General features: G+C 47.2%; 17 protein-coding genes. 7 read left to right on the top strand and 10 right to left on the bottom strand.

Annotated elements, in window-relative coordinates:
* Positions 1 to 5: 5 nt before the first annotated feature.
* From HMPREF1536_RS26275 to HMPREF1536_RS26260, 4 genes are all read right to left on the bottom strand, one after another.
* Positions 6 to 2,294 (bottom strand): GH92 family glycosyl hydrolase, encoded by a 2,289-nt coding sequence (locus HMPREF1536_RS26275; protein ID WP_028727532.1) that lies wholly within the window; start codon positions 2,292 to 2,294, stop codon positions 6 to 8.
* 16 nt (positions 2,295 to 2,310) lie between these two features.
* Positions 2,311 to 4,650, bottom strand: a complete 2,340-nt coding sequence (locus tag HMPREF1536_RS26270) for a GH92 family glycosyl hydrolase (RefSeq protein WP_028727531.1) — start codon at positions 4,648 to 4,650, stop codon at positions 2,311 to 2,313.
* 17 nt (positions 4,651 to 4,667) lie between these two features.
* Complete coding sequence (locus HMPREF1536_RS26265) at positions 4,668 to 5,795, bottom strand: basic secretory protein-like protein (RefSeq protein ID WP_028727530.1); 1,128 nt, start codon at positions 5,793 to 5,795, stop codon at positions 4,668 to 4,670.
* A 227-nt stretch (positions 5,796 to 6,022) separates the two neighbouring features.
* Entirely contained in the window at positions 6,023 to 10,087 is a 4,065-nt protein-coding gene (locus tag HMPREF1536_RS26260) for a hybrid sensor histidine kinase/response regulator transcription factor (protein WP_199884269.1), read from the bottom strand.
* Positions 10,088 to 10,279: 192 nt separating this feature from the next.
* On the opposite strand from HMPREF1536_RS26260, the gene HMPREF1536_RS26255 reads away from it, so the two are divergent.
* The 5 genes from HMPREF1536_RS26255 to HMPREF1536_RS26235 all read left to right on the top strand — a co-directional run bounded on the left by HMPREF1536_RS26255 (position 10,280) and on the right by HMPREF1536_RS26235 (position 13,857).
* Positions 10,280 to 11,389 (top strand): TlpA disulfide reductase family protein, encoded by a 1,110-nt coding sequence (locus HMPREF1536_RS26255; RefSeq protein WP_028727528.1) that lies wholly within the window; start codon positions 10,280 to 10,282, stop codon positions 11,387 to 11,389.
* Between the two features lie 12 nt (positions 11,390 to 11,401).
* Positions 11,402 to 11,848 carry an OsmC family protein gene (locus tag HMPREF1536_RS26250; RefSeq protein ID WP_028727527.1) on the top strand — a complete coding sequence of 149 codons (447 nt, stop codon included), beginning with the start codon at positions 11,402 to 11,404 and terminating at the stop codon, positions 11,846 to 11,848.
* Between the two features lie 123 nt (positions 11,849 to 11,971).
* Entirely contained in the window at positions 11,972 to 12,664 is a 693-nt protein-coding gene (locus HMPREF1536_RS26245; RefSeq protein ID WP_028727526.1) for an iron-sulfur cluster assembly scaffold protein, read from the top strand.
* Entirely contained in the window at positions 12,657 to 12,848 is a 192-nt protein-coding gene (locus HMPREF1536_RS26240) for a hypothetical protein (protein WP_028727525.1), read from the top strand. The genes HMPREF1536_RS26245 and HMPREF1536_RS26240 overlap by 8 nt, the downstream gene beginning before the upstream one ends.
* Before the next feature lie 7 nt (positions 12,849 to 12,855).
* Positions 12,856 to 13,857, top strand: coding sequence for a GGGtGRT protein (locus tag HMPREF1536_RS26235; protein ID WP_028727524.1), 1,002 nt, complete (start codon positions 12,856 to 12,858; stop codon positions 13,855 to 13,857).
* Between the two features lie 77 nt (positions 13,858 to 13,934).
* On the opposite strand, the gene HMPREF1536_RS26230 is transcribed toward HMPREF1536_RS26235, so the two are convergent.
* Together HMPREF1536_RS26230 and HMPREF1536_RS26225 are read right to left on the bottom strand one after the other, a co-directional pair.
* Positions 13,935 to 14,579, bottom strand: a complete 645-nt coding sequence (locus tag HMPREF1536_RS26230) for a hypothetical protein (protein WP_028727523.1) — start codon at positions 14,577 to 14,579, stop codon at positions 13,935 to 13,937.
* A gap of 5 nt (positions 14,580 to 14,584) precedes the next feature.
* Positions 14,585 to 15,100, bottom strand: a complete 516-nt coding sequence (locus HMPREF1536_RS26225) for a DsbA family protein (protein WP_225608113.1) — start codon at positions 15,098 to 15,100, stop codon at positions 14,585 to 14,587.
* 109 nt (positions 15,101 to 15,209) lie between these two features.
* Between HMPREF1536_RS26225 and HMPREF1536_RS26220 the strand changes: the two genes are divergently transcribed.
* Positions 15,210 to 16,433 (top strand): DUF763 domain-containing protein, encoded by a 1,224-nt coding sequence (locus tag HMPREF1536_RS26220; RefSeq protein ID WP_028727521.1) that lies wholly within the window; start codon positions 15,210 to 15,212, stop codon positions 16,431 to 16,433.
* Positions 16,434 to 16,923: 490 nt separating this feature from the next.
* Here HMPREF1536_RS26220 and HMPREF1536_RS26215 read toward each other — a convergent pair whose 3' ends face one another.
* Entirely contained in the window at positions 16,924 to 17,379 is a 456-nt protein-coding gene (locus HMPREF1536_RS26215; RefSeq protein WP_028727520.1) for a hypothetical protein, read from the bottom strand.
* A 9-nt stretch (positions 17,380 to 17,388) separates the two neighbouring features.
* Positions 17,389 to 19,119 (bottom strand): serine protease, encoded by a 1,731-nt coding sequence (locus tag HMPREF1536_RS26210; RefSeq protein WP_028727519.1) that lies wholly within the window; start codon positions 19,117 to 19,119, stop codon positions 17,389 to 17,391.
* A 339-nt stretch (positions 19,120 to 19,458) separates the two neighbouring features.
* On the opposite strand from HMPREF1536_RS26210, the gene HMPREF1536_RS26205 reads away from it, so the two are divergent.
* The gene (locus HMPREF1536_RS26205; protein WP_028727518.1) at positions 19,459 to 19,929 is read left to right on the top strand and encodes a helix-turn-helix domain-containing protein; all 471 of its coding nucleotides are present in this window, start codon (positions 19,459 to 19,461) and stop codon (positions 19,927 to 19,929) included.
* Between the two features lie 24 nt (positions 19,930 to 19,953).
* Here the strand turns inward: HMPREF1536_RS26205 and HMPREF1536_RS26200 are convergent, their stop codons facing one another.
* Together HMPREF1536_RS26200 and HMPREF1536_RS26195 are read right to left on the bottom strand one after the other, a co-directional pair.
* Positions 19,954 to 21,138, bottom strand: a complete 1,185-nt coding sequence (locus HMPREF1536_RS26200) for an ABC transporter permease (RefSeq protein WP_028727517.1) — start codon at positions 21,136 to 21,138, stop codon at positions 19,954 to 19,956.
* Positions 21,122 to 22,309 (bottom strand): ABC transporter permease, encoded by a 1,188-nt coding sequence (locus tag HMPREF1536_RS26195; protein WP_044192007.1) that lies wholly within the window; start codon positions 22,307 to 22,309, stop codon positions 21,122 to 21,124. The genes HMPREF1536_RS26200 and HMPREF1536_RS26195 overlap by 17 nt, the downstream gene beginning before the upstream one ends.
* Between the last annotated feature and the right edge of the window lie 10 nt (positions 22,310 to 22,319).

Genomic DNA, 22,319 nt, shown 5'->3' with positions numbered 1-22,319 from the left:
TCCTGTTATTCTTTTATCTCATTCGAGAATGAATAAGGAGCATCCTTTTCCTGTGTACCACGGGTTTTATTCGGGGTATTGGACATGGTGCAATTGATGGTCATACCGCGCAGCAAGTCTTCGTGGGACAGGTAGTTGCGGGTATAGTTCTTGCCGTTCACCTTCATGGTGGAGATATAACGGTTCGCAGCATCGTTGTTGGCTGCGTTGACCACTACTTTCTTGCCATTTTCCAGATTAAGCGTTACGCTTTTGAATAACGGGGAACCCAGGATATACTGGTCGGTACCGGGGCAAACCGGATAGAAACCGAGAGCAGAGAATACATACCAGGCGGAAGTCTGGCCGTTATCTTCGTCACCGCAATACCCGTCGGGAGTGGCGAAATAGAGCTTATCCATCACTTCGCGTACCCAATACTGGGCTTTCCAGGGTTCACCGGAATAGTTATACATATAGATCATGTGCTGGATCGGCTGGTTACCGTGCGCATAGTTACCCATATTCATGATCTGCATTTCGCGGATCTCGTGGATAACACCACCGTAATAACTATCATCGAACAACGGCGGCACATTGAACACAGAGTCCATCATGGCGTTGAAACCAGTCTTTCCACCCATCAGGTCGATCAATCCCTGCGGATCGTGGAAGACAGACCAGGTATAATGCCAGCTGTTACCTTCCGTGAAAGCATCGCCCCACTTCAACGGGTTGAACGGTGACTGGAAGGTTCCGTCCTCGTTGCGGCCACGCATCAGTTTGGTTTCGGGATCGAAAAGGTTCTTATAATTCATGGCATGTTTTGCGAAGATTGCTATTTCAGATTCCGGTTTGCCGAGCGCCTTTCCTAATTTATAGATAGTCCAGTCGTCGTAAGCATATTCCAGTGTGCGGGCGGCACTTTCGTTGATCTTCACGTCATAAGGGACATAACCCAATTTGTTGTAATAGTCGTAACCCAGACGGCCGGTAGATTTCACTGTCGGATGTACGGCATTAGCTCCATGTACGACAGCTTCCCAGAGTGTTTCGATATCGTAACCACGCAGGCCTTTCAGATAAGCATCGGCAACCACAGAAGCCGAGTTGTTTCCTACCATACAACCGCGATGGCCGGGACTCGCCCATTCCGGAAGGAAACCACTTTCCTTATACGTATTCACCAACCCTTCCTGCATCTTCACATTCATCGACGGATACACCAGGTTCAGGAACGGGAACAGACAACGGAATGTATCCCAGAAACCGGTATCGGTAAACATATAACCCGGCAGCACTTCACCGTTGTACGGGCTATAATGCATCACTTTGCCATTGGCATCCACTTCATAGAAGCTGCGGGGGAAAAGAACGGAGCGGTACAGGCAGGAATAGAATGTACGCAGTTTGTCGATATTATCATCATTCACCTGTATGCGTCCCAGCACGTCGTTCCAGGTCTTACGACCGGCGTCTGCTATCTGGTCAAAAGAACGGTCGCCCAGCTCTTTCAGGTTCTGCTCTGCCTGTTCGGGGCTGATAAAAGAAGAGGCAACACGGGCATGAACGAGTTCGCCGCGACGGGTGGAGAAACCGATAATCGCACCGGTATGATCTTCCTGCGCTTCAGTCTCACCTTTACGGATCTCGTTGTCGCCTACCGTAGCCTTATACGTAAACGGTTTATCGAAGACAACAACAAAATAGTTCTTGAAATTGTCGGGCACGCCGCCACTGTTGCGGGTAGTATAACCGATGATCTTGTTTTCTTCCGGGATGATCTTAATATAAGAACCGCGGTCGAAAGCATCGACAATCACATACGACTTATCCGTTTCGGGAAAAGTGAAACGGAACATGGCAGCACGTTCTGTCGGGGCGATCTCCGTCACCACGTCGTGGTCGGCCAGATACACACGGTAGTAATTCGGCTTGGCCACCTCTGCCTTGTGGGAGAACCAACTGGCACGTTTATCCTGGTCGAACACCACTTTGCCGGTTATCGGCATGAGGGCGAACTGGCCGTAATCGTTGATCCACGGACTGGGCTGGTGGGTTTGTTTGAAACCCCGTATCTTGTCTGCATCGTAGGTGTACGCCCATCCGTCGCCCATCTTTCCGGTTTGGGGCATCCAGAAGTTCATTCCCCACGGCATAGCGATGGCGGGATATGTATTTCCTGTCGACAAGGAATGCTTGGATTGAGTACCGACCAGCGGATTGACGTAATCCACCAGATCTGCCTTTGCAGCCGCTTTCAGCGAAAGCAAGCTGCCGCAAAAGGCAATAGCTAAAACAAATAGTCTCTTCATGGTCTGAATTGTTATTTTAATTGGATGATAAGGAATACGGTTTGTCTGCTTCGGCAAAGACACGCTTCTTATTCGGAGCAGATGTCATTTCGAAGGTCAGTTCTCCCCCGTTCATTATATCCTGTTGAGTAATATACGCTTTTGTGTAAGGCTTTCCGTTCAGTTTAACAGATTTGACGTAACGGTTCTTGTCGCTTACCTTGTCGGCCCTGACTTCGAAAATCTTTCCGTTTTCGAGGGACACCTTCATGTAAGGCAGATACGGGGCACCCAATACATATTGGTCGGTTCCGGGACAAACCGGATAGAAGCCCATCGCCGAAAGGATATACCAGGCCGACATCTGTCCGCAATCGTCGTTACCGCACAGGCCGTCGATGTTGTTGCGGTACATCTTGTTCATGATCTCACGCTGCCAGTACTGGGTCTTCCAGGGTTGGGTAGTCCACATATACAGGAACGGGATGTGGTGGCTCGGTTCGTTACCATGCACATAACCGCCCAGAAGACCTTCTTTCGTAACGTCTTCCGTTTCTGCGAAGAACTCGTCGGGCAGATGCATGGTAAAGAGGGAATCCAGTTTGGTGATGAACGACTTGTCGCCACCCATCAGCCGGATCATATTGTTCACATCCTGCGGCACATAGAAGGAATAGTTCAGGCCATTTCCTTCGATAAATCCCTCACCGTGCGTACTCAGCAGGTTGAAGTTCTCTTTCCAGCGTCCGTCGGAATAGCGGGGACGGGCATAACCGATACTGGTATCGAATACGTTGGCATAGTTCATGGCCCGTTTCTTGTAACGGTCGGCCACTTCACGGTTTCCGGCCAGCAGGGCGGTGTTGTAAATCGTCCAGTCGTCGTAGGAGTATTCCAGGGTCAGGGATGCTGCACTACCGCTACGATCCAGGGGGACATATCCTTTTTCCATCAATTCTTTTGTTCCGTCGTAATAAGGGATGGTAGAACTGCTCACCATTGCTTTCAATACCTCTTCCTTATCCAGCGGCAATCCTTTTGCTACGGCATCCGCCAGTACGGAAACAGAGTGATAGCCGATCATGCACCAGTTCTCGTTTGCCATGTGGCTCCATACGGGAAGCGCCTTGTGTACACTTTGCTCGCAGTGTTTCAACATGGAGCGGGCAATATCCGTATTTACCTGGCGGTTGATGATGTTAAACAACGGGTGCAGAGCACGGTAGGTATCCCAGACGGAGAATACCGTATAGTTCGTGAAACCGTCTGCGGTATGAATGTTTCCGTCCAATCCGCGATACTGTCCGTCTACATCGGTATATACACAGGGGTTGATCATTGTATGATATAAAGAGGTATAGAGCATGGCCATCTGGTCGTCGCTGCCTTTTGCCTCGATAATGGAAAGTTCTTTGTTCCAGATATCCGATGCACGGGAAGCCAGTTGGTCGAAATTGTAGCCGGACGCTTCCGCCCGCAGGTTCTTCAGGGCACCGTCGGTACTGACACCGGAAAGGGCCACTTTCACTTCCAGCTCGCCGGAAGAAGCCGGGTCGAAATCGAAATAAGCGACAATCTTCCGTCCACCTATATCGGGGAAGTTCTCTTTCATATTGAACTTGCCATAACCACCGCGGTAGTCCACTTTCGCCTTTTCATCGCATCCGTAATGGATAACGGGTTTGGAAAAAGACATGGCGAAATAGGTATAGTTGGTACGTGCCCAGCCGTTCGTTATGCGGTAGCCGGTGACGAGGGTATCGTTTTCTACACGGATGTTTGTCCACAACACTTTGCCGTCGTAGTTGTAAATGCCGTGTATCATATCCAGGATAATACGCTGGTTCTTGCTGTCTTGCGGGAAGGTGTATTTATGGACTCCTACCCGCTTGGTGGTTGTCAGCTGGGCTTTTACCCCATAATCGGCGAGCATCACTTCGTAATAACCGGGACGGGAAATCTCCGTATCGTGTGAGAAACGTGAACGGTAGCCGCCGTCGGGATGGGTGGCTGTCCCGGGATTCAGTTTCAGGCTGCCCGTGGTCGGCATGATCAGGATATCACCCAGATCCGAATGCCCGGTGCCGCTGAAATGCGTATGGCTGAAACCGACAATACTACTGTCTTTATGCTGATAACCGGCACAATATTCATAAGAGCGGGGTTGATACTTTCCATCTACATTATGAGGGATCGTATCCGTATCAGGACTTAACTGTACCAGGCCGAACGGCACACATGCCCCGGGAAAAGTATGTCCCATCCCGTTCGTTCCGATAATCGGATTCACAAGAGATACTTTATCCTGCTGGGCAAATAAATTTCCTCCTGCCAGTAAGGCGGACAGAAGTAAGGTTAAACATGTTGAAGACTTCATATTATATAATGTATTTGTTATTTCTCAAGGAAAGCCTGGTATTCGTTCCACATCCCTTCGATACTGCTGTCTTCGCCGAAGATACTTTTTATCGCTTTGTCGAAACTCCATACCTCCAGGTCGCGGACGGTCAGATGCAGTTTGCGTATCGCGTCGGGGTCTTTGGTGGTGAGCCACTGGAAGAAAAAGCCGGTCGTACGGTAACCGTCCATCCAGTTGCCACCGGGTTTACGGGTGCTCCAATCGAAAAAGCCTGCTTCCGCCCGTACAGCGTCGGCCATTCCTTCGATGCATGCCCAGAATTCCTTATTAGTAGAGTAGCTGCCGATGCCTTTCGGTTCGAACTGATAGGCATGAACCAGTTCATGGTATAAGACGCCACGTGTTTCAAAGTCGAGCTTATACAATGACTCGTTGGCCGATTTCTCAATATGCTGTGTACTATACACGATGGAGATTACAGGTGGGTTTCCTGATTTGGCAGATACACCGTCATAATCTTTCAGGGTATATTGAATGGTCTGCACATCATTCATCGTATCTTTTGCGGTATAGAAAAGGATTTCCGCCACTTTTTCAGCATGATATTTTATATAGGCATCGGGATCCTGCACCAGGTCGGTATAGATGGATGCCCCTTTTGTCTGCGGATCGAGCACTTCGAAGTCGACCGCAGGATAGTTGAACTCTTTCCAATCTGTCAACAGATTCTTTTCGGAGAAGGAAACATCTCCCAATATCAGTACGTCATTGCCGGCAGTAGAAGCTTCCAGCATATACTGTTTATAATTCGAAGGATTAGCTATCGTGCAAAGTATCTCCTGGTAACGTGAGCAGAAACGCTGGTCGTTGCGTTCGTCTATTACCACCCATTTCGTTCCGTCGTAAGAGCCTTTCAGTACCCAGCTTACCGGGTCGTGGGCAGGGGCTTCGCCGGATGAATAGAGTTTGTAACTTTGGATAGGAATGCTGGATTGAGTATCAAAAACGATTTTATTTACTCCCTGCGCTCCCGTATAATAAGTGGTAGGATCTCCGTCCGATAATTCCGGAACATTTACTGAGATATGATCCCTACAAGCAGAGAATAGGAATAAGAGTAAGCTAACTACTACATTTACATATTTAATACAACACAACTTCATACTGTTTACTCAATTTTGCATTCACTATCCAAAGAAAACAACTCCCTAATATCCCTTTGTCTGAAAATGCCCGACAGACAAAGGTTTGTGATAATTATCGAGTGCAATATTAGCGGTTTCCCTCTTTCGCAGGTTACTACTCAACGACCGGAAGAGTGTCATAATCTACCTGTTGCAGATTATGACACTCTTTTGGTAATTTATGACACTAACAGGAAATCAGCCACTTAGTGCTTATTCCGGTACTCCATAGGTGTTTGATTGTACCTGGCTGCAAATTCGCGATAGAAATAGGATTTGTTGGAGATACCTACCTTATAGATGATCTCCTGCACATTCAGGTTGGTGGTCACCAGCAACTGGGCGGCATAAGTCATCCGGTAATCTTTGATGAAATCGGAAGGGGTGAGCGGAGAGATTTTCTTGAACCGGCGGTAAAGCGAACGGGTGTTCATCCCCAGCTTCTCGGCTATCAGTTCGGGACGCAAGGTTTCCTCCTCGAGGTTTTCCCTGATAATGGAGATGACTTCATCCATAAATTCTTTATCTTCCTGATGGATCAGTTGACCGCCGGATTGCTCATAGGCGCTTTCCGGCGAATAGTAGTACTCTTTCAGTTCTTTCTTGCTTGTCATCAGACGGTTCACGACAGAGCGAAGCACGACCGAAGAGAAAGGTTTGGTCAGATAGGCATCCGCACCCAGGTCGAGCCCTTCAGCCTGGTCGCTCTCCGAGATACGGGCCGAGACGACAATAAAAGGGATATGGCGGGTAAACTTATCCGACTTGACCCGGCTGATCAGTTCTAGGCCGTCTATATCCGGCATCATAATGTCCGTAATGATAAGGGCGGGTGTTTGCTTTTCCATCAGGCAGAGAGCTTCTTCCACACTGAAGGCTTCTTCTATCGTATAGGCAGAAGACAGCGACTCTTTGATGAGCCAGACAATATCTTTATTATCGTCTACCACAAGGATAGAAGGTTTGTTGCCGGAAGGATCCGCTTCCAACACCACAGACTGATCTGGAGAGGGAGAAGATAAAAGCTGCGACTCTTCGTTTTCATACTCTTCCGTCCTATCGTCTTCATCCAGTTCCAGATAGGGCAGGCGGACGGTAAATTCAGCAAACTGTCCTTCTTCACTCTTTACTTCTATCGTGCCATGAAGGGATTGCACCATGCTATGGCAGATAAACAGACCTAATCCGTTTCTTGAAGTCGTCCGGGTATAATTGTTTCCATCCAGGTCGCCCAATATACGGTAACGGTCAAAGATCGTTTGCAGGTCTGTTTCCGATATTCCTTTACCTGTATTATATACGCTGAAGACGAGCGAGCCGTCCTCTATTGCAGCCGAAATACGTATGCAGCCTGTCTCTTCCGTATATTTAAAGGCATTGGATATCAGGTTGACCAATATCTTCTTCAGGCAGGTCGGATCGGTATTCCAGGTAAGCGACTCCGGCAGGGAGACTGTAAAGTTTATTCCGTTCTGCTCTGCGATAGGGGTAAAAGAGTCGTATTGCCGGCGGATAATATCAGAGACAGAGGTCTTCCGGATGCTGAAATAGTTCATGCCCGCTTCCTCTATCTTTCGGAAATCGAGGATCTCCTGGATCAGTTCGTTGAGGCTTACTACGTTATCCCGCAGGATACGGATATATCTTTTCAGTTTGTTATCGGCTGTATTCTCCGCGTACGTATGAATATAATCCCCTACTCCGTTGATCAGCGTCAGCGGCGTACAAAGCTCATGCGTGATATTGGCAAAGAAATTGAGTTTTGCCTCATACAGCTTTTCCTTTTGTTCTTCCCTGATCTTCCGGGCAACAAGGGCTTGCTTTTCTGCCATCCGGCGGTTCAGGCGATAAAGAAAGGCTCCGACAAACAAAAGGAATACAAATACATATAATACGATAGCCCAGGTAGAACGGTACCAGGGCGGGAGCACCCTCAAAGGCAACAGGTATTCGCGGGCATTCGAGTCGTACACATCGTTTTTGTAACGTACTTTCAGCATATAGTTGCCATAAGGAAGCTTGGTGAACGATATTTCGTTATTCTTTTGTAGCTCTGTCCAGGTGGTGTTATAGTTCTGCAGCAGGTAAGAGTATTCATAGTTTTCCCCATGAATATAGTCTGTTGCGACAAACGAGATGGTAAATGTCGATATATCCGGAGGAATGGTGACCTGAGTTGCTTCTGTTTCCATATAATCATCCAGGCTAACCGTCTCCCCTCCCATCTTCAGTTCAAAGAAATAGAGATCCGGCCGGTAGTTTTCCAACTGGTCGTTCTGGGGATCGATCCAGACCAGACCGTCGATACCTCCGAAGAACAACCGCCCGGTATACTGGCATGTCCAGTACGCATCGTCCGAAAATTCCGTGACCATCAATTCCTGCTGGCCGTAGTTATGGAAAAAGCTGTTGTGGGGGTTGTATTTTGTCAGCCCTTTATTGGTACTTAGCCAGATACATTCGTCCCGGTCTTCCTGTATGCCGTGGATCATATCGTTACTGATACCGTCGCTCCTGTCGAACTGCCTTACGTCGCAGGCACCGGACACATTACATTTCATACGGGTCATGCCGGAACTGGCTCCCAGATAAAAAGTAGAATCGCTGCTATAATATAAGCTCAATACGTCCCCGATAGCCTGATTGGAAGAATTGTTCATCGACATAAAATCATATTCTCTTGTAACCAGGTCGAAACGCGCCATTCCATACCCACCGCGGCTACCCAGGTATATAGTCGATCCACCATCGTAATACATCGAATAGAATTCGTTACATACTTTCCCTTCCTTTTCCAATATATAGGATTCGATATATTTAACGACCAACCCTGACTGGCTTTTCTCCAAAACGACTTCTATCAACCCGTCTCCCGTAGTTGCCATCCATAAAGTGGAATCGTTCACCTCGCAGATAGAATGGACATATCTTATTTTCGTATCGATCTTGCTGGGGAGTGTATGGACTTTCCCATCTTCATAAGAATAGTAAGACAGGCCGGGGCCATCCGTACCGATCCAGACCAACGAATGGAACCGGCTCTTATAAAAACAATATACACGGTTATTGGAGAGCCCGTCAGCGGTTGTGAAACGGGTGATCTTGTCGGAAGGTATCTGCTTGCCTTTAAAAGAGTCGTATTCCTTTATGCGGACAAAGCCATCCCCTTTCGTCCCGAACCATAACGTCTTATCTTCGTCCGTGTAGACGGAACGCACCGGGTTTCGCATCACAAACGGCATGTCTTCCAACGACAGACCGCCAAAACGATTATGCTTATCGTAAAGCATCCGGACTCCCTGACCATCGGTTCCGATCCAGAGAATATCCTGCTTTCTGTCTTTAAGCATACTGAAGATACCGATATTCAGGTCGGAAGCTCCTTCCGGATCGGCCATATCCACTAGCAGGCCATTCCTGAATGCCAGATATTGCTTGTTCTGAAAAGAAACGATACGGGATACGTTACCGTATTTCTCCATCCAAACGGAAAGGTCGGACAAATATCTTTCCGTATGATCTTCCATCCGGTATTGGTAAAGCTTATTTTCTGTATCGACATAGTAGAGAAGCCCTTCTTCGTAAAAGGCCTGTTCTATCTGCTTATCATGTATTTTGTTTTCGGTTATCTGCAAGGTCAAAGGCAATGTGGAGTAATCCGGTACGACCTTCTTCAGAAAACCATCGTATGAAAGGAGATAAAATTCTCCCTGCCGACCGGGAAACAACACCCTGACCGTTTCCGGAGATATCCCCTGTGTATAAATATCCTGGAAAGAGCCGGCACGGGACGTATAGCAAGAGATAAAATTCTTCTGGCTGACCAGCAACGAATTTTCCAAAGAATCTGTAGTGATCAGCCGGCATTCGGGGTATTCCGGATATGATTCCGTTACCTTGCGGTCTTTCAGGGAGAATCTGTTCAGTCCCATCGAGGTGGATATCCATAGATATTCGGAGCCACCATCCGAAATCTTATGTATGATGTTACTGCAAAGCGTATATTTATTGTCAGGTTCAAAACGGTAGACATAGGTGTTCTTCCCGTTATACAGGTTCAGTCCGTCGTAAGTTCCGATCCACATATAACCATGAATATCCTGGTACATATCTATGATCGCATTATTCGACAAGTCGATATTGTTTGCCTTATGCAAAGAGACGGATGCCATTCCTTGAAAAAAAGGAAAAAACAGGAACAAACCGGTTAGCAGAAACTTTATGAAAAGTAACCGAGTCAGTGTATGTCTATTCTTATTGGTCTGAGTCATTAGTATTCATATTTGTAGTACAATAACCTGATATTCGCCTGATAAAAGCCCGGAATATCGATCAGACGACAAATATAATCCATCTTTTCCGTAATATTAGAACTTTTTAAGCCTAAAGAAATAAAGGATTATTAATAAAGCGATAACTTCGCGTATTCCAAGGTGATGACATCGTTTTAACACATATAATATATGAAAAAGTATCTACCTATTGCTGCCTCTGTACTGCTTCTCGCAGCCTGCAGCGAAAAACCTGGTTACGAAATAACCGGTACAGTTTCAAACGCCGATCTGAATGGACAGTATGTATATCTTTATGAATACGGAAATCCTGACGTCTTACCTTTCGACAGCGCATTGGTAGAAAACAATGCTTTCAAGTTTACGGGTACGCAGAATGGCTCTCTTTTGGCAACGCTCCGGTTCTCGACCGATGTTGTTCCGGAGGAACGTGGTAAACCTAATTTATACCGGACAACGTTCACACTCGAAAACGGAAAGGTCGTTGCAAACCTCGATACATTCTCGGTTGTGACCGGCACTCCGGCCAACGACGCGGAGAAAGCATTGAAAGATCAAATTGCTCCGTTCTACGATGAAATGGGCAAATTAGGAGACGAAATCCGTTCCGAAGATCAGAATATAGTAAAGGCGGCTGAAAAGAAATATGACGAGATCAGCGAAAAGATCACTCAGACGATCTGCAACTATATCCTGGCACATATGGATCAGAAAATGTCTGCCAAATATATGTTCGATAACCGCTACAGTCTGAGCGAAGAACAGCAGAACGAGATCCTGTCGCAGGCAGACTCCACATTCAAGGCTTTCCCGGGTATCGACAAGATGATGAGCCGCCTGGAGATATTGAAGAATGTAGCCGTAGGCAAGAAGTTTGCCGATTTTGAAATGGCCGACCCGAAAGGCGAAGTTCATAAACTGTCTGAATTCGTCGGCAACGGAAAAGTGGTATTGATCGACTTCTGGGCTTCCTGGTGTCCTCCCTGCCGCAAAGAAACGCCGCATCTGGTTGAGCTTTACAAACAATATAAGAATAAAGGTTTCGAAATTGTCGGTATCTCATTGGACAGCAAGCCGGAAGCATGGGCCAAAGGGGTAAAAGACCTGAACATCACCTGGACGCAACTGTCCGACCTGAAGGGATGGCAGAATGCAGGTGCTGCTTTATATGGCGTCAACAGTATTCCTCATACCGTATTGGTCGATAAAGACGGAACGATCATTGCCAAAAACATTCATGGTGATGAAATCGATGCCAAACTACAGGAAGTACTAAAATAAATAAGGAACGATATGCCTGCTCAAATCACTCTCGACTGGAAAAAGGATTCCACCTTTGAAACCCAGCTGGATGGTCATACAGTGTCTATCGATACCAGCAAAGAAGACGGCGGCACCGACTCCGGTGTCCGCCCGAAAGCTTTGATGCTGGTTGCGATGGCCGGTTGCAGCGGTGTAGACGTGATCTCCCTTTTCAAAAAGATGAGAGTCCGCTTCGAAAAGCTATCGATCGGCGTCAAAGCAGAGACTTCCGATACCATCCCGATGCTTTATACGGCTTTCGACGTAACATATCATGTCACAGGAAACGCCGACGACAGCGCCCGGATAGAAAAAGCGATCCGTCTCTCGCAGGAAAAATACTGCGGTGTAGCACTTATGATGAAAAAGATAGGTCCTATCACCTACCGGATACTGCTTAACGGCACCGAACTTAATATTCAGTCGACCGACAAATAACGAACTTTGCGTCTTGCATGGCTGGATTAAAAATTTTATCTTTGTGCGGTCTTTTGGAAGGCGATATTACATATAAATTAGCAAAAAGTTTTATTATCACTTTAATATAATAAATTAGCGATTATGATTTATTCACATGAAGTTCAACACATGTGTGTTGTAAAGAAGGGAGCCAACCATCCTTGTGCTCCGATTCCTGAAGAAGGAAAATGGGTTAGATCTACTCAGATCACTGACATTTCAGGTTTGACTCATGGTGTGGGTTGGTGTGCTCCTCAGCAAGGTGCATGTAAACTGACACTGAACGTTAAGGAAGGAATCATTCAGGAAGCACTGGTAGAAACTATCGGATGTTCTGGTATGACTCACTCTGCTGCGATGGCATCAGAAATTCTTCCGGGCAAAACTCTTCTGGAAGCATTAAACACTGACCTTGTTTGCGACGCTATCAACACAGCAATGCGCGAATTATTCCTGCAGATCGTTTACGGACGTACACAGTCTGCTTTCTCTGAAGGCGGTCTGCCTATCGGAGCCGGTCTGGAAGACTTAGGTAAAGGTCTGCGTAGCCAGGTTGGTACTATGTTCGGTACATTAGCTAAGGGTACTCGTTACCTGGAAATGGCTGAAGGTTACTGTACACGTATGGCATTGGATGCTGACGATCAGGTAATCGGATATGAATTCATCCACTTGGGTAAATTCATGGAAGCAGTAAAGAAAGGTGTCGATGCTAACGAGGCATTGGAAAAAGCTAAGGGTTCTTACGGTCGTTTCAAAGAAGCTGTAAAATATATCGATCCTCGTAATGAATAAGAAAACACTGACACGCGTCCTGATCGGGCTGATCATTCTGACTGTTATCGCGACGGTAATCACCTACTTCGTCATGAAGCCGGATCGTCCTTGGATGGCATTCTATATGGCCTGTTGCGGCGGTGTACTTGTTTTCAACTTTCTAATATCTTTATTCCTGGTAAATAAGAATTTAAAAAAGTAAAAATAATATGGCTTTATTTGAAAGTTATGACCGTCGTATTGATACTATCAACGCGGTTTTAAAAGAATATGGTATCAACGGTATCGAAGATGCAAAAGCTATCTGCGACGCTAAAGGTATCGATCCTTATACAATGTGTAAGGAAACTCAACCTATCTGTTTCGAAAATGCTGCATGGGCTTATGTTGTAGGTGCTGCCATCGCTATCAAGAAAGGTTGCACAAGCGCTGCTGATGCTGCTGAAGCTATCGGTATCGGTCTGCAGGCATTCTGTATCGCTGGTTCTGTTGCTGACGACCGTAAGGTTGGTATCGGCCACGGTAACCTGGGTGCACGTCTGCTTCGCGAAGAAACAAAATGTTTCGCATTCCTGGCTGGTCACGAATCTTTCGCTGCTGCTGAAGGTGCTATCAAGATCGCTGAAATGGCAAACAAAGTACGTAAAGAACCGCTTCGCGTTATCCTGAACGGTCTGGGTAAAGATGCTGCTATGATCATTTCACGTATCAACGGCTTTACTTATGTTCAGACTCAGTTCGACTACGGAACAGGTGCTTTGAATGTTATCAAAGAAACTCCGTATTCAACAGGTCTTCGTGCAAAAGTAAAATGCTACGGTTGCGACGATGTTCGTGAAGGTGTTGCTGTAATGCGTGCTGAAGGTGTTGACGTATCTATCACAGGTAACTCAACTAACCCGACTCGTTTCCAGCACCCGGTAGCTGGTACATACAAGAAAGAATGTATGGAAAACGGTCACAAATATTTCTCTGTTGCTTCAGGTGGTGGTACAGGCCGTACCCTGCACCCGGATAATATGGCTGCCGGTCCTGCTTCTTATGGTATGACCGACACGATGGGCCGTATGCACGGTGACGCTCAGTTCGCTGGTTCTTCATCCGTTCCTGCTCACGTAGAAATGATGGGATTCCTGGGTATGGGTAACAACCCGATGGTAGGTGCTACTGTTGCTGTAGCTGTTGCTATCGAGGAAGCTATGAAGAAGTAAGTAAAACTTCATATAAGGAAAGCTCCTGCAGTCGGTGATTGCAGGAGCTTTTTATTTTTATCAGGATAGCTAAAGACTTATTGTCTCCGTCCCCCATTCCTTCCGCTTGTATTCGATCTGTCATTCGTTTTTGACTGACTGTTTGTTGGATTGGTGTATTGTTCTGTCCGGTTACTTGTTCCGCTGTTTGAGGGGCGGGTTACTTCTGAAGGCTTCGTCTGTGGACGGCTGGTTTCAGGACGACCCGGACGGTTGGATTCAGGGCGATTCGACTCCGGACGATTGGATTCCGGGCGGCTGGGTCGGTTCGATTCCGGTCGACTCGGACGATTCGGACGGTTGGGTTTGTTCGGACGATTGGGATGGCTGGGATGATGATCCGGTGGATAGATGTAAATCGGACGGCCATAATCCGGGAATACCATAGGAGGCGCTGCCGGTGGCAGGTAATTTACATCGTCATACAGATACTCGTAACCCGTCAGGTAGTTATCCCAGAACTCCAGGGCATATACTTCATTTCTGCCTGTCCGGTATTCCAACACTTCCTGCACATAACCATCTTTCTTGTTGACAGCCAATACCCGTTCGGGAGGCCCCATAAGGTTCTCCACTTCGGCAATGGTCATCCCGGTAGTCAACATCCCCAAATCGAGATATTTGTAGGCACCACAGGCAACCAACAGGAAAGAGGTCAATATAACCAAACTTAATTTCTTCATGATTACTAAGATATTAAAGACTCCAGATACTCCACGAATTCGGAAGTCATCCAGTTGCCGTCATAGAGCTCTCCGTTAACGAAGAATGTCGGTGTTCCCTGAACATCGTTCTCTATACCGGAATCGTAATCGTCTTTCACCTTCTGGTAGAAACGATCTTTACCGAAATCCGCTTCAAAATCAGCGGCGCTTATTCCCAGTTTCTTCGCATATTCCAATAAGTAATAGTCATCCAACGCATTCTGATGTTCGAAAAGGAGATCATGCATCTCCCAGAATTTGCCGTAGGAACCGGCTATCTCCACAGCTATAGCTGCATGCAACGCATGCGGATGCAATTCTGTCAGAGGGAAATTACGAAACACATATTTAATCTTGTCGCCGAACTTCTTCTGTATCTCTTTGACTATATGATAAGCTTTTCCGCAGTAAGGACACTGGAAATCCGCATACTCAATTATTTCTATCGGTGCATTGACCGGGCCTTGAACATGATCGTTCTTATTTACTTCCAAATACATATCTGTTACTATTTGATTTCTAAATAATAACACTGCTACCATTTCTTTTGTTGCTTTATTAGCATTTCATTAACTGATTTGATTTTGTTTTTTATTTACCTTCGCATATATGAAACGAGGTACAGCTGATTTACCATTACACTACGGAACAGTCCCGCCCTGGCTGGCTCAACGGATGAGTTTGCTTGGAGGAGCTATCGCCGAAGCGATCGTCATCGAATACGGCCGCCCGGAATTATTACGACGATTAAGCGATCCTTTCTGGTTCCAATCGCTGGGATGTGTACTCGGTATGGACTGGCATTCGTCCGGCATCACGACATCTGTGATGAATGCGTTGAGGAAAGCGATCAATTGCCGGTCGGAAGAACTGGGAGTCTATATTTGCGGAGGAAGAGGTAAGTTTTCGAGGGAGACGCCCAACCAACTTCTGGAAGTAGCCGACAAGACCGGGTTGAATGGAAACGAGTTGGTCAGACACAGCAAACTGGCAGCCAAAGTAGATAATACAGCCGTACAGGATGGTTTCCAACTTTATCTGCATACATTTATCGTTACTAAAGAAGGGGAATGGGCGGTTATACAGCAAGGGATGAACCCGAATGAGCGTATGGCTCGCCGCTATCATTGGCTTTCTTCCTCCCTGCGTTCTTTTATGGAGGAACCTCATACTTCTGTTTGCGGCAGAAATCAGGGATTGATACTCAACCTGACGGATAAGTTGGCTACTCCTACCAAAGACGGGATTGTGGAATTGACCAAAGAGACACCGGATAAGCTGATGCGCGAGGTATCCATTATTCTGCCTAACCACCATGAGGTGAAAGCGGAAGATGTGAACCTGAAACGGCTAGGTGCCGCCTTGCTTCTGGCACACGAGACGAATGTAACTGATATGGAGTCGTTGCTTTTGCTGGAAGGTGTCGGCCCGCGTACGTTGCAATCACTTACGTTGGTCAGTGAAGTGATACATGGGACTCCCTCCCGCTTCTCTGATCCGGCACGTTTCTCGTTTGCTCACGGAGGGAAAGACGGGCATCCGTTTCCGATTCCGACAAGCGTCTATGATGAGACGGTCGAGGTATTCGATAAAGCGATACGCCAGGCGCGTCTCGGCGATAAAGAGAAATCGGATGCTTTAAAGAATTTATCCAAGATATCCCAGGAGATGGAAAAAGGATATACTCCGAGTAATTACTTCGACGACTGGGTACAGCATGAACGGGATACTTCCTATAAGTATGGTGGAAAGACTGTTTTCGGCGATGCGAAAAAGCCTTTAAAGAAAGAGGATAAAGGAAAGGGGGGAATACAATTAAGTTTATGGGATTGATTATTACTTTTCTCTTGAAAGAAAAGTAACCAAAAGTTCAAGGCTGCACCGGCTTCGCTGCTACGGCGAAAGACTACGCTGTCGCCTGCGAACTCGCTACGCTCAAACAGCGCAGTCTCCCGAACGCTTCGTCTTTCACCTTCGCGGACGCTCACCCGCTGAGGCCTTTCCAAGAACGCTCCGCGTTCTATGGGGATGGCCGATACTACCTGTTCTACAGATACAGCCTGTTCTACCACAGTCCTGTCATCCCATGCTTGACACGGGATCGCTAAAAAAACAGACGGTGTCGGCAATCCCCACAGAAAGCTCCGCTTTCTAAGAGAGGCCTCAGCTGGTGAGCGTTAAGCGCAGCAGCCGGAGTGAGCGCCCAGAGCATCCGCTGTTTGAGCGAAGCGAGTTCGGAGGCGACAGCGAACGCAGGATGCGGAGTAGCGAACCAGGTGCAGCCTTGATCTTTTGACTACTTTTGGATCAAGCCAAAAGTAGATTACCTTCTGACCAGCGTATATTTATAAGCCGTCTCCGTACAATCCTGGATAAACAATGTATCGCCGCTGATGGCTAACGGGTAGGAAGGGTTGGTTGCATAAAAGACATCCATCAGGTAAGCTTCATAGCCGGCACCCGTATCAGACTTTCGCCAGTTCAGGTCGCCGGGTTCGTCTTTGTTGTCTTCTGTCCAGACGTATTTATCTCCGTTGAATTGGATGAAAGTGTTTTCAAACTCGCAGGTTTCGCGGGCATTCTGACCACTGACCAACTCCCATTTACCGTCCACCAATTCTTTGATTTCCGGTAATGTTTTGTCATAAAGAGTTGTATTAACAGAAGCTTGCGCTTCAAGTTTTACCTCTTTTTGTCCCGATTTGCCTTTGCAACCGGTTGTTCCCAGCAGGCAAAATCCCAGCATGGCTACAATAAAAACACTTTTCACCTTATTCATATCCGGTATTTATTTACAATGTTCTTTTATCAGTCGTTCTGCCAACGGGTCACCCAGCTCTTTGGCTTTGTTCAATGCTTCGCAAGCTTCGGCTTTCTTTTCCAGACGCACATAACAGATACCTTTCAGACGATAGCAGGCAGCAAAATCGGGAGCTACCTTCAAGGCATTATCGATACTTGCCAATGCGTCGTTATAGTTTTTCATGCGGACATAGACGGAAGCCTCTTCAGCACGGTAGTCGGGAACATCCGGACTCAGGCGGATCGCCTCTTTGATATCGGCCAGGGCACCTTCCAGGTCGTCGGAACGGAATTTAGCCTGTTCGCGATAATAGTAGAAGCTGCTGCCCACATCACCGTTCATAGCCTTATAATACAAATCGTAGTCGGCAATAGCGGCATCATATTGAGACAGACGAAGTTTCCAGTCGATACGTTCGAGGATATAAGGGCCGGCTTCGGAAGTAAGCGGCAAACCGCATTTATCGATCGCACCGTCCAGAAGGGCAATGATATCACCGATATTGAAGCCTGTAATATTTTCTTTCGCTTTAGCAGCCCAGTAAAAAGAAGTGGGCGATGCCAGATCGCTGTTGTTCACGATCATATATTCATTATATGCCTGCTCGAAATCACGCTGGAAGAAATAGATATCACCGGATAACTGATGATAGACGGGAAGGTCTTCCTCCTCGATCGCTTTCCGGATTGTTTCCTGTGCAGCCTGTACAGACCAGGTTGGATCGGTCAAAGTGGTATCTCCGGCGGCTACGTTATAGATCAGTTTTGCCTGGTTGTAATAGACATCGCCTTTTTTGTCGCTATATTTTGAAGCGGTGTTGATGTCTGCCAAGGCCATATTGAGATATTTTGCCTGTTCAGCCGGTGTGGAAGCTAGTTCTGCACGGCGGCTGGCATAATGGGAAGCACGGTTCAGGTAGCCGTCTGCCGAGTTCGGGAAAGTGGCGATGAAATCATTCAACGTTTCCAGATAGCTTTTAGCATCCTGCGTGCTGCCTTTCAGGAATAAAGCGACCTGGGCTTGTTCCACATCGGCGGGCCATGCTTTTTTAATACCTATATTATTATAAACCGTATTCAGGAAATCGGTAGATGCGATAGCCAGGCTATTGACATACGAAGCAGAAACGGCATACGAAACGTCCTTTTTACCGGTAGCGTCCGCCTGTGCCAGTCCGAACACCCGGCCTTCGGCATCCAGGATCGGTGAATTTACCCGGTCATCTTCCAAAGGGATAGACAACTTATAATAGCTGTAAGGATCTTTCAACTTGCTGACTTCGGTAATTGCGCCTTGTGCAAAGACTGCGTTTTTAGCCGTATTGTAAGTCAACAAATAGGCTTCCGTCCCCACTGCCAGCGGATCGGAAGCGATCGGCAGGAACTGAACCTTCTTGGGTGTCTCTGCTTTTACTTTTATAACGTCGTATAGCTCGTCGGCACCGATAACGGTTGTCACCGGATATGTTTTGCCTTCCGTATCGGTTGCGGTTGCTTTTTCCGCGCCTTTAAACAGATCGTAAGCGGCAAGGATATCACCCGTTTCAGAAACAAAAAAACCTGTTCCCGAGGTCAGTTTGGCTCCGTCTTTTCCGTATGTAGTGATTAAGACAACGGCTTTTTTACTTTTGTCCATCCATTTAGGGGCGTTTTTCTGTGCTGTTACCGGCAATAGATGGCAACAAATCAAAATAAATAGTAGTAGTGTTCGTTTCATTTCTTTTCTCATGTTATCAGATATGCCGACAAATGTAATACTTTATTGCCTTCGTAGACCTCCAACAGGAGAAAAAGATCGTGTCATGTCATTTCTACTTACATGAATTTATATTTACATTATTTGAAAGTATAATTCTTATTTAGAAATTTATATTTTCACTATTTGAAGATATAAATCGATTTTACAGATTTATACTTACATCATTTGAAGATATAATCTTATTTATAGAATTTATACTTACACTATTTGATAGTATAAATTCATAAAATGAAATTATACTTTAAACACATATTGATATAAAAACGTATCTTTGTAACGAATTAATACCCTATAAAGATGAAAAGGAAACCGCAATTTACCGTCCAGCAACTGTTCGTACCTCCTTTTACGACCATGCGCCGCTATCACGAAGACGGGACATACGAATACGTTCCGCTGCCGGACACCCGCATCCACACAGGGCTCGATGTGTTCGACGAGATGATCTCCCTCATGAGCCGCCAGGTCTATTCCGCACGGCAACTGGCCGTCAGGCTGGGCGTGAAAGAGCCCGACCTCAGCGACCTTGTCCGTATCGCGACCGGCCTTTGCCTTTCGGAGTTCGTTGCGGCCTGGCAATTGCTGATGGCAGACGAGCTGTTGCGCTACACCGACCTGCGCATGACTGAAATCGCCCGTTATTGCGGCATGGGAAAAGGTGTCAACTTCACGAACCGCATCGTACGTGCCCATAAATGCCCTCCACTGACCCGGCGATGGGAACTGCGCCAAAAGAACGACCTGGGGCGCTTCAAATTACCGTCGTAAAGAAGCTCCCCCGGATCTGCGCAATCAGCGATGCGATTTCCTTATATTATACCGGTATACTAAACAGGCTGACAGGAAATAAACGGCACATTGTATCCATAGCGTAATATATTCCGTATGAATCCCGGCCATCGAAGCGCCCATCGAATTCAGCTTCACATACGCCAAGGTTGCCGGGGCCGCCGGGATGAGATAATGCGACAGTTTCCAATACCAGGGCATCAGTTCCAACGGATAAGACACTCCGGAAAGGAAGATCAGGCCGACGGAGAAGAAGGCGATCATCAGCAGAGGTGCATCCGAGTCTGTAAAAAACAGCGATGCCGTCAGGCCGAAGAAACTGGTAGCCATCAGGAACGGGATAAGCAGCATGATGATATTCCATACATTCCCTATGTCCGGCAGATCGAAGATCAAAGGGATCAGTCCCAATAAGAACAGGGAAAAGACGGCATACAGCAGCATATAGACAAACGTCTTTCCGGTGACAAGCCGCATGGCCTGTCCCAACGAAGGCGAATAGTTCCGCAAGGAATGGAATTGCCGCTCGTCGCCGCTGACCATACCGATCACCATCAACAATGTCTGGAACATAATGACGATCAGGACAGCCGGGATCAGATAAGTTCCATAGCCTTCCGTATAATTATACAGGGCGGTTCCGACCACATTGATAGGCTGCACAGAAGCCAGTTGCGCGGCATCTTCGGAAGGAAGGAACACCAGCATCTCCGGGCGGAAACGATCGTTAAGCGCCAGCATGGACGAAGCCGAGGCCTCCTGCATCGCCAGGTAGTACAGGAATGCACTGGTCGTTTCATACATGATAAAGACCGACTCGTCGCCACGGGAAACGCGGTCGGAAAAGTCGTATGGCAGGTAGAGGATACCGGCCGCCTCGTCCATTTTCATCAACTCTTTAGCCTGTACGTTATCCTCGCCCGTAGCGATCACATCTACCTGCGGCGTGGCATTGAGCAGGCGGATATATTCGCGACTCAGGGCTGTTTTGGAATTATCGACAACAACGACCGGGACGTTACGAACCAGGTCGGGGGCATACATATAATTATAAAGCAGCCCGTACATGAATATCCCTCCCATCAGGACAAGCACAATCGCAAAACTACCCGCAATCGTTTTAAACTCTGTCCGGATGATAGAGGATATATCGGCCAGGCCGGCTTTTATGTTATTTAATATTTTCATACTTATGACTTAATATAGCTCTTTTTAAATGTGGCAATATCAGCAATGCCACGAGTATAAAGCAGAACAGGGCGCTGAAGTTCCACCAGGTATAGGCAAACCCGTAATCTCCGTAAAGCAGGTTCTGGTTGATCTCGACAAAATGACGCACCGGAAACAGGAACGAAGCATAATACACCGGGGCATACATGGCCGCAGCCGGGAAAGTAACGCCCGATAAGGTGGCTCCCAGCGAGCCGACCATTGACACGATACTGATAATAATACTGATTGCCGGAAACAGAGAGAACAGAAAGACGGCCAATGCCTGCGTTGCTATCACAAACAGGACGCTCGTCAGGTTCAATGGCCAGAATCCGCAGGAGAAAGGGATATTCATCATTCCGAACATGACGTAATTCCCCAGAATGCTCATCAGGGAGAAGATGACGGTATAGGGCAACAGTTTCCCGAAAAGGGCAGTTACCATATTCATGTCGGCAGTCTGTATCCAGTCATCGCCGGTACCGAATTTGATTTCGCTACCTACGGCATAAACCGTAACCAGCAGGATAATCACCTGGAAGAAGATGAAGAAGAACGGATTGCTCAGGTAGACGGAGTAATCGAGGTCGGGATTGAACAACGGATGGTTCTGTCCTTCGATCGGCACCAGAAAGGTCGTTACCTGCTTCTGGTTGATTCCCATGGCAACGGCCTCTGCAACGATCGGCGACATAGAGAGCGTCCGCAGCACAGTCTCGAAAGCGCCTCTTACCTCACCTCCCACACTCAGCAAGGCGTAGTGATAATAGTAGGATAAGGTGGCCTGTCTCCCACCCGTCACATTGGCTTCAAATTGATCGGGGATCACCAGATAACCGTATATCTCCTTTGCCTGTGTCGCTTTCCGGGCTGTCTCGGCGTCGACATAATGCCGTGTCACCCGGAAAGTGGGGACAGCCTCCACCTGGCGGATCACCTCACGCGACAAGGCTGTCTGATCCTGATCGACAATGCCCACCGGAATATTCTCCATCTGCCCGTTACCGAATATGGTGGACATGAAGAAGATACAGAACAGAGGCAACACGATACAGGCTCCGAAATACAGACGGCGCGAAACCATCCGGCGCAGTTCCCGGTGAAGTACGTTGTAAAAAGGACTATGTTGTTTTTTATTACTACTCATAGACGGCACC

It is taken from the genome of Parabacteroides gordonii MS-1 = DSM 23371, assembly GCF_000969825.1.
Taxonomy (GTDB): Bacteria; Bacteroidota; Bacteroidia; order Bacteroidales; family Tannerellaceae; genus Parabacteroides; species Parabacteroides gordonii.
This window is presented reverse-complemented; position numbering and strand designations above follow the sequence as displayed.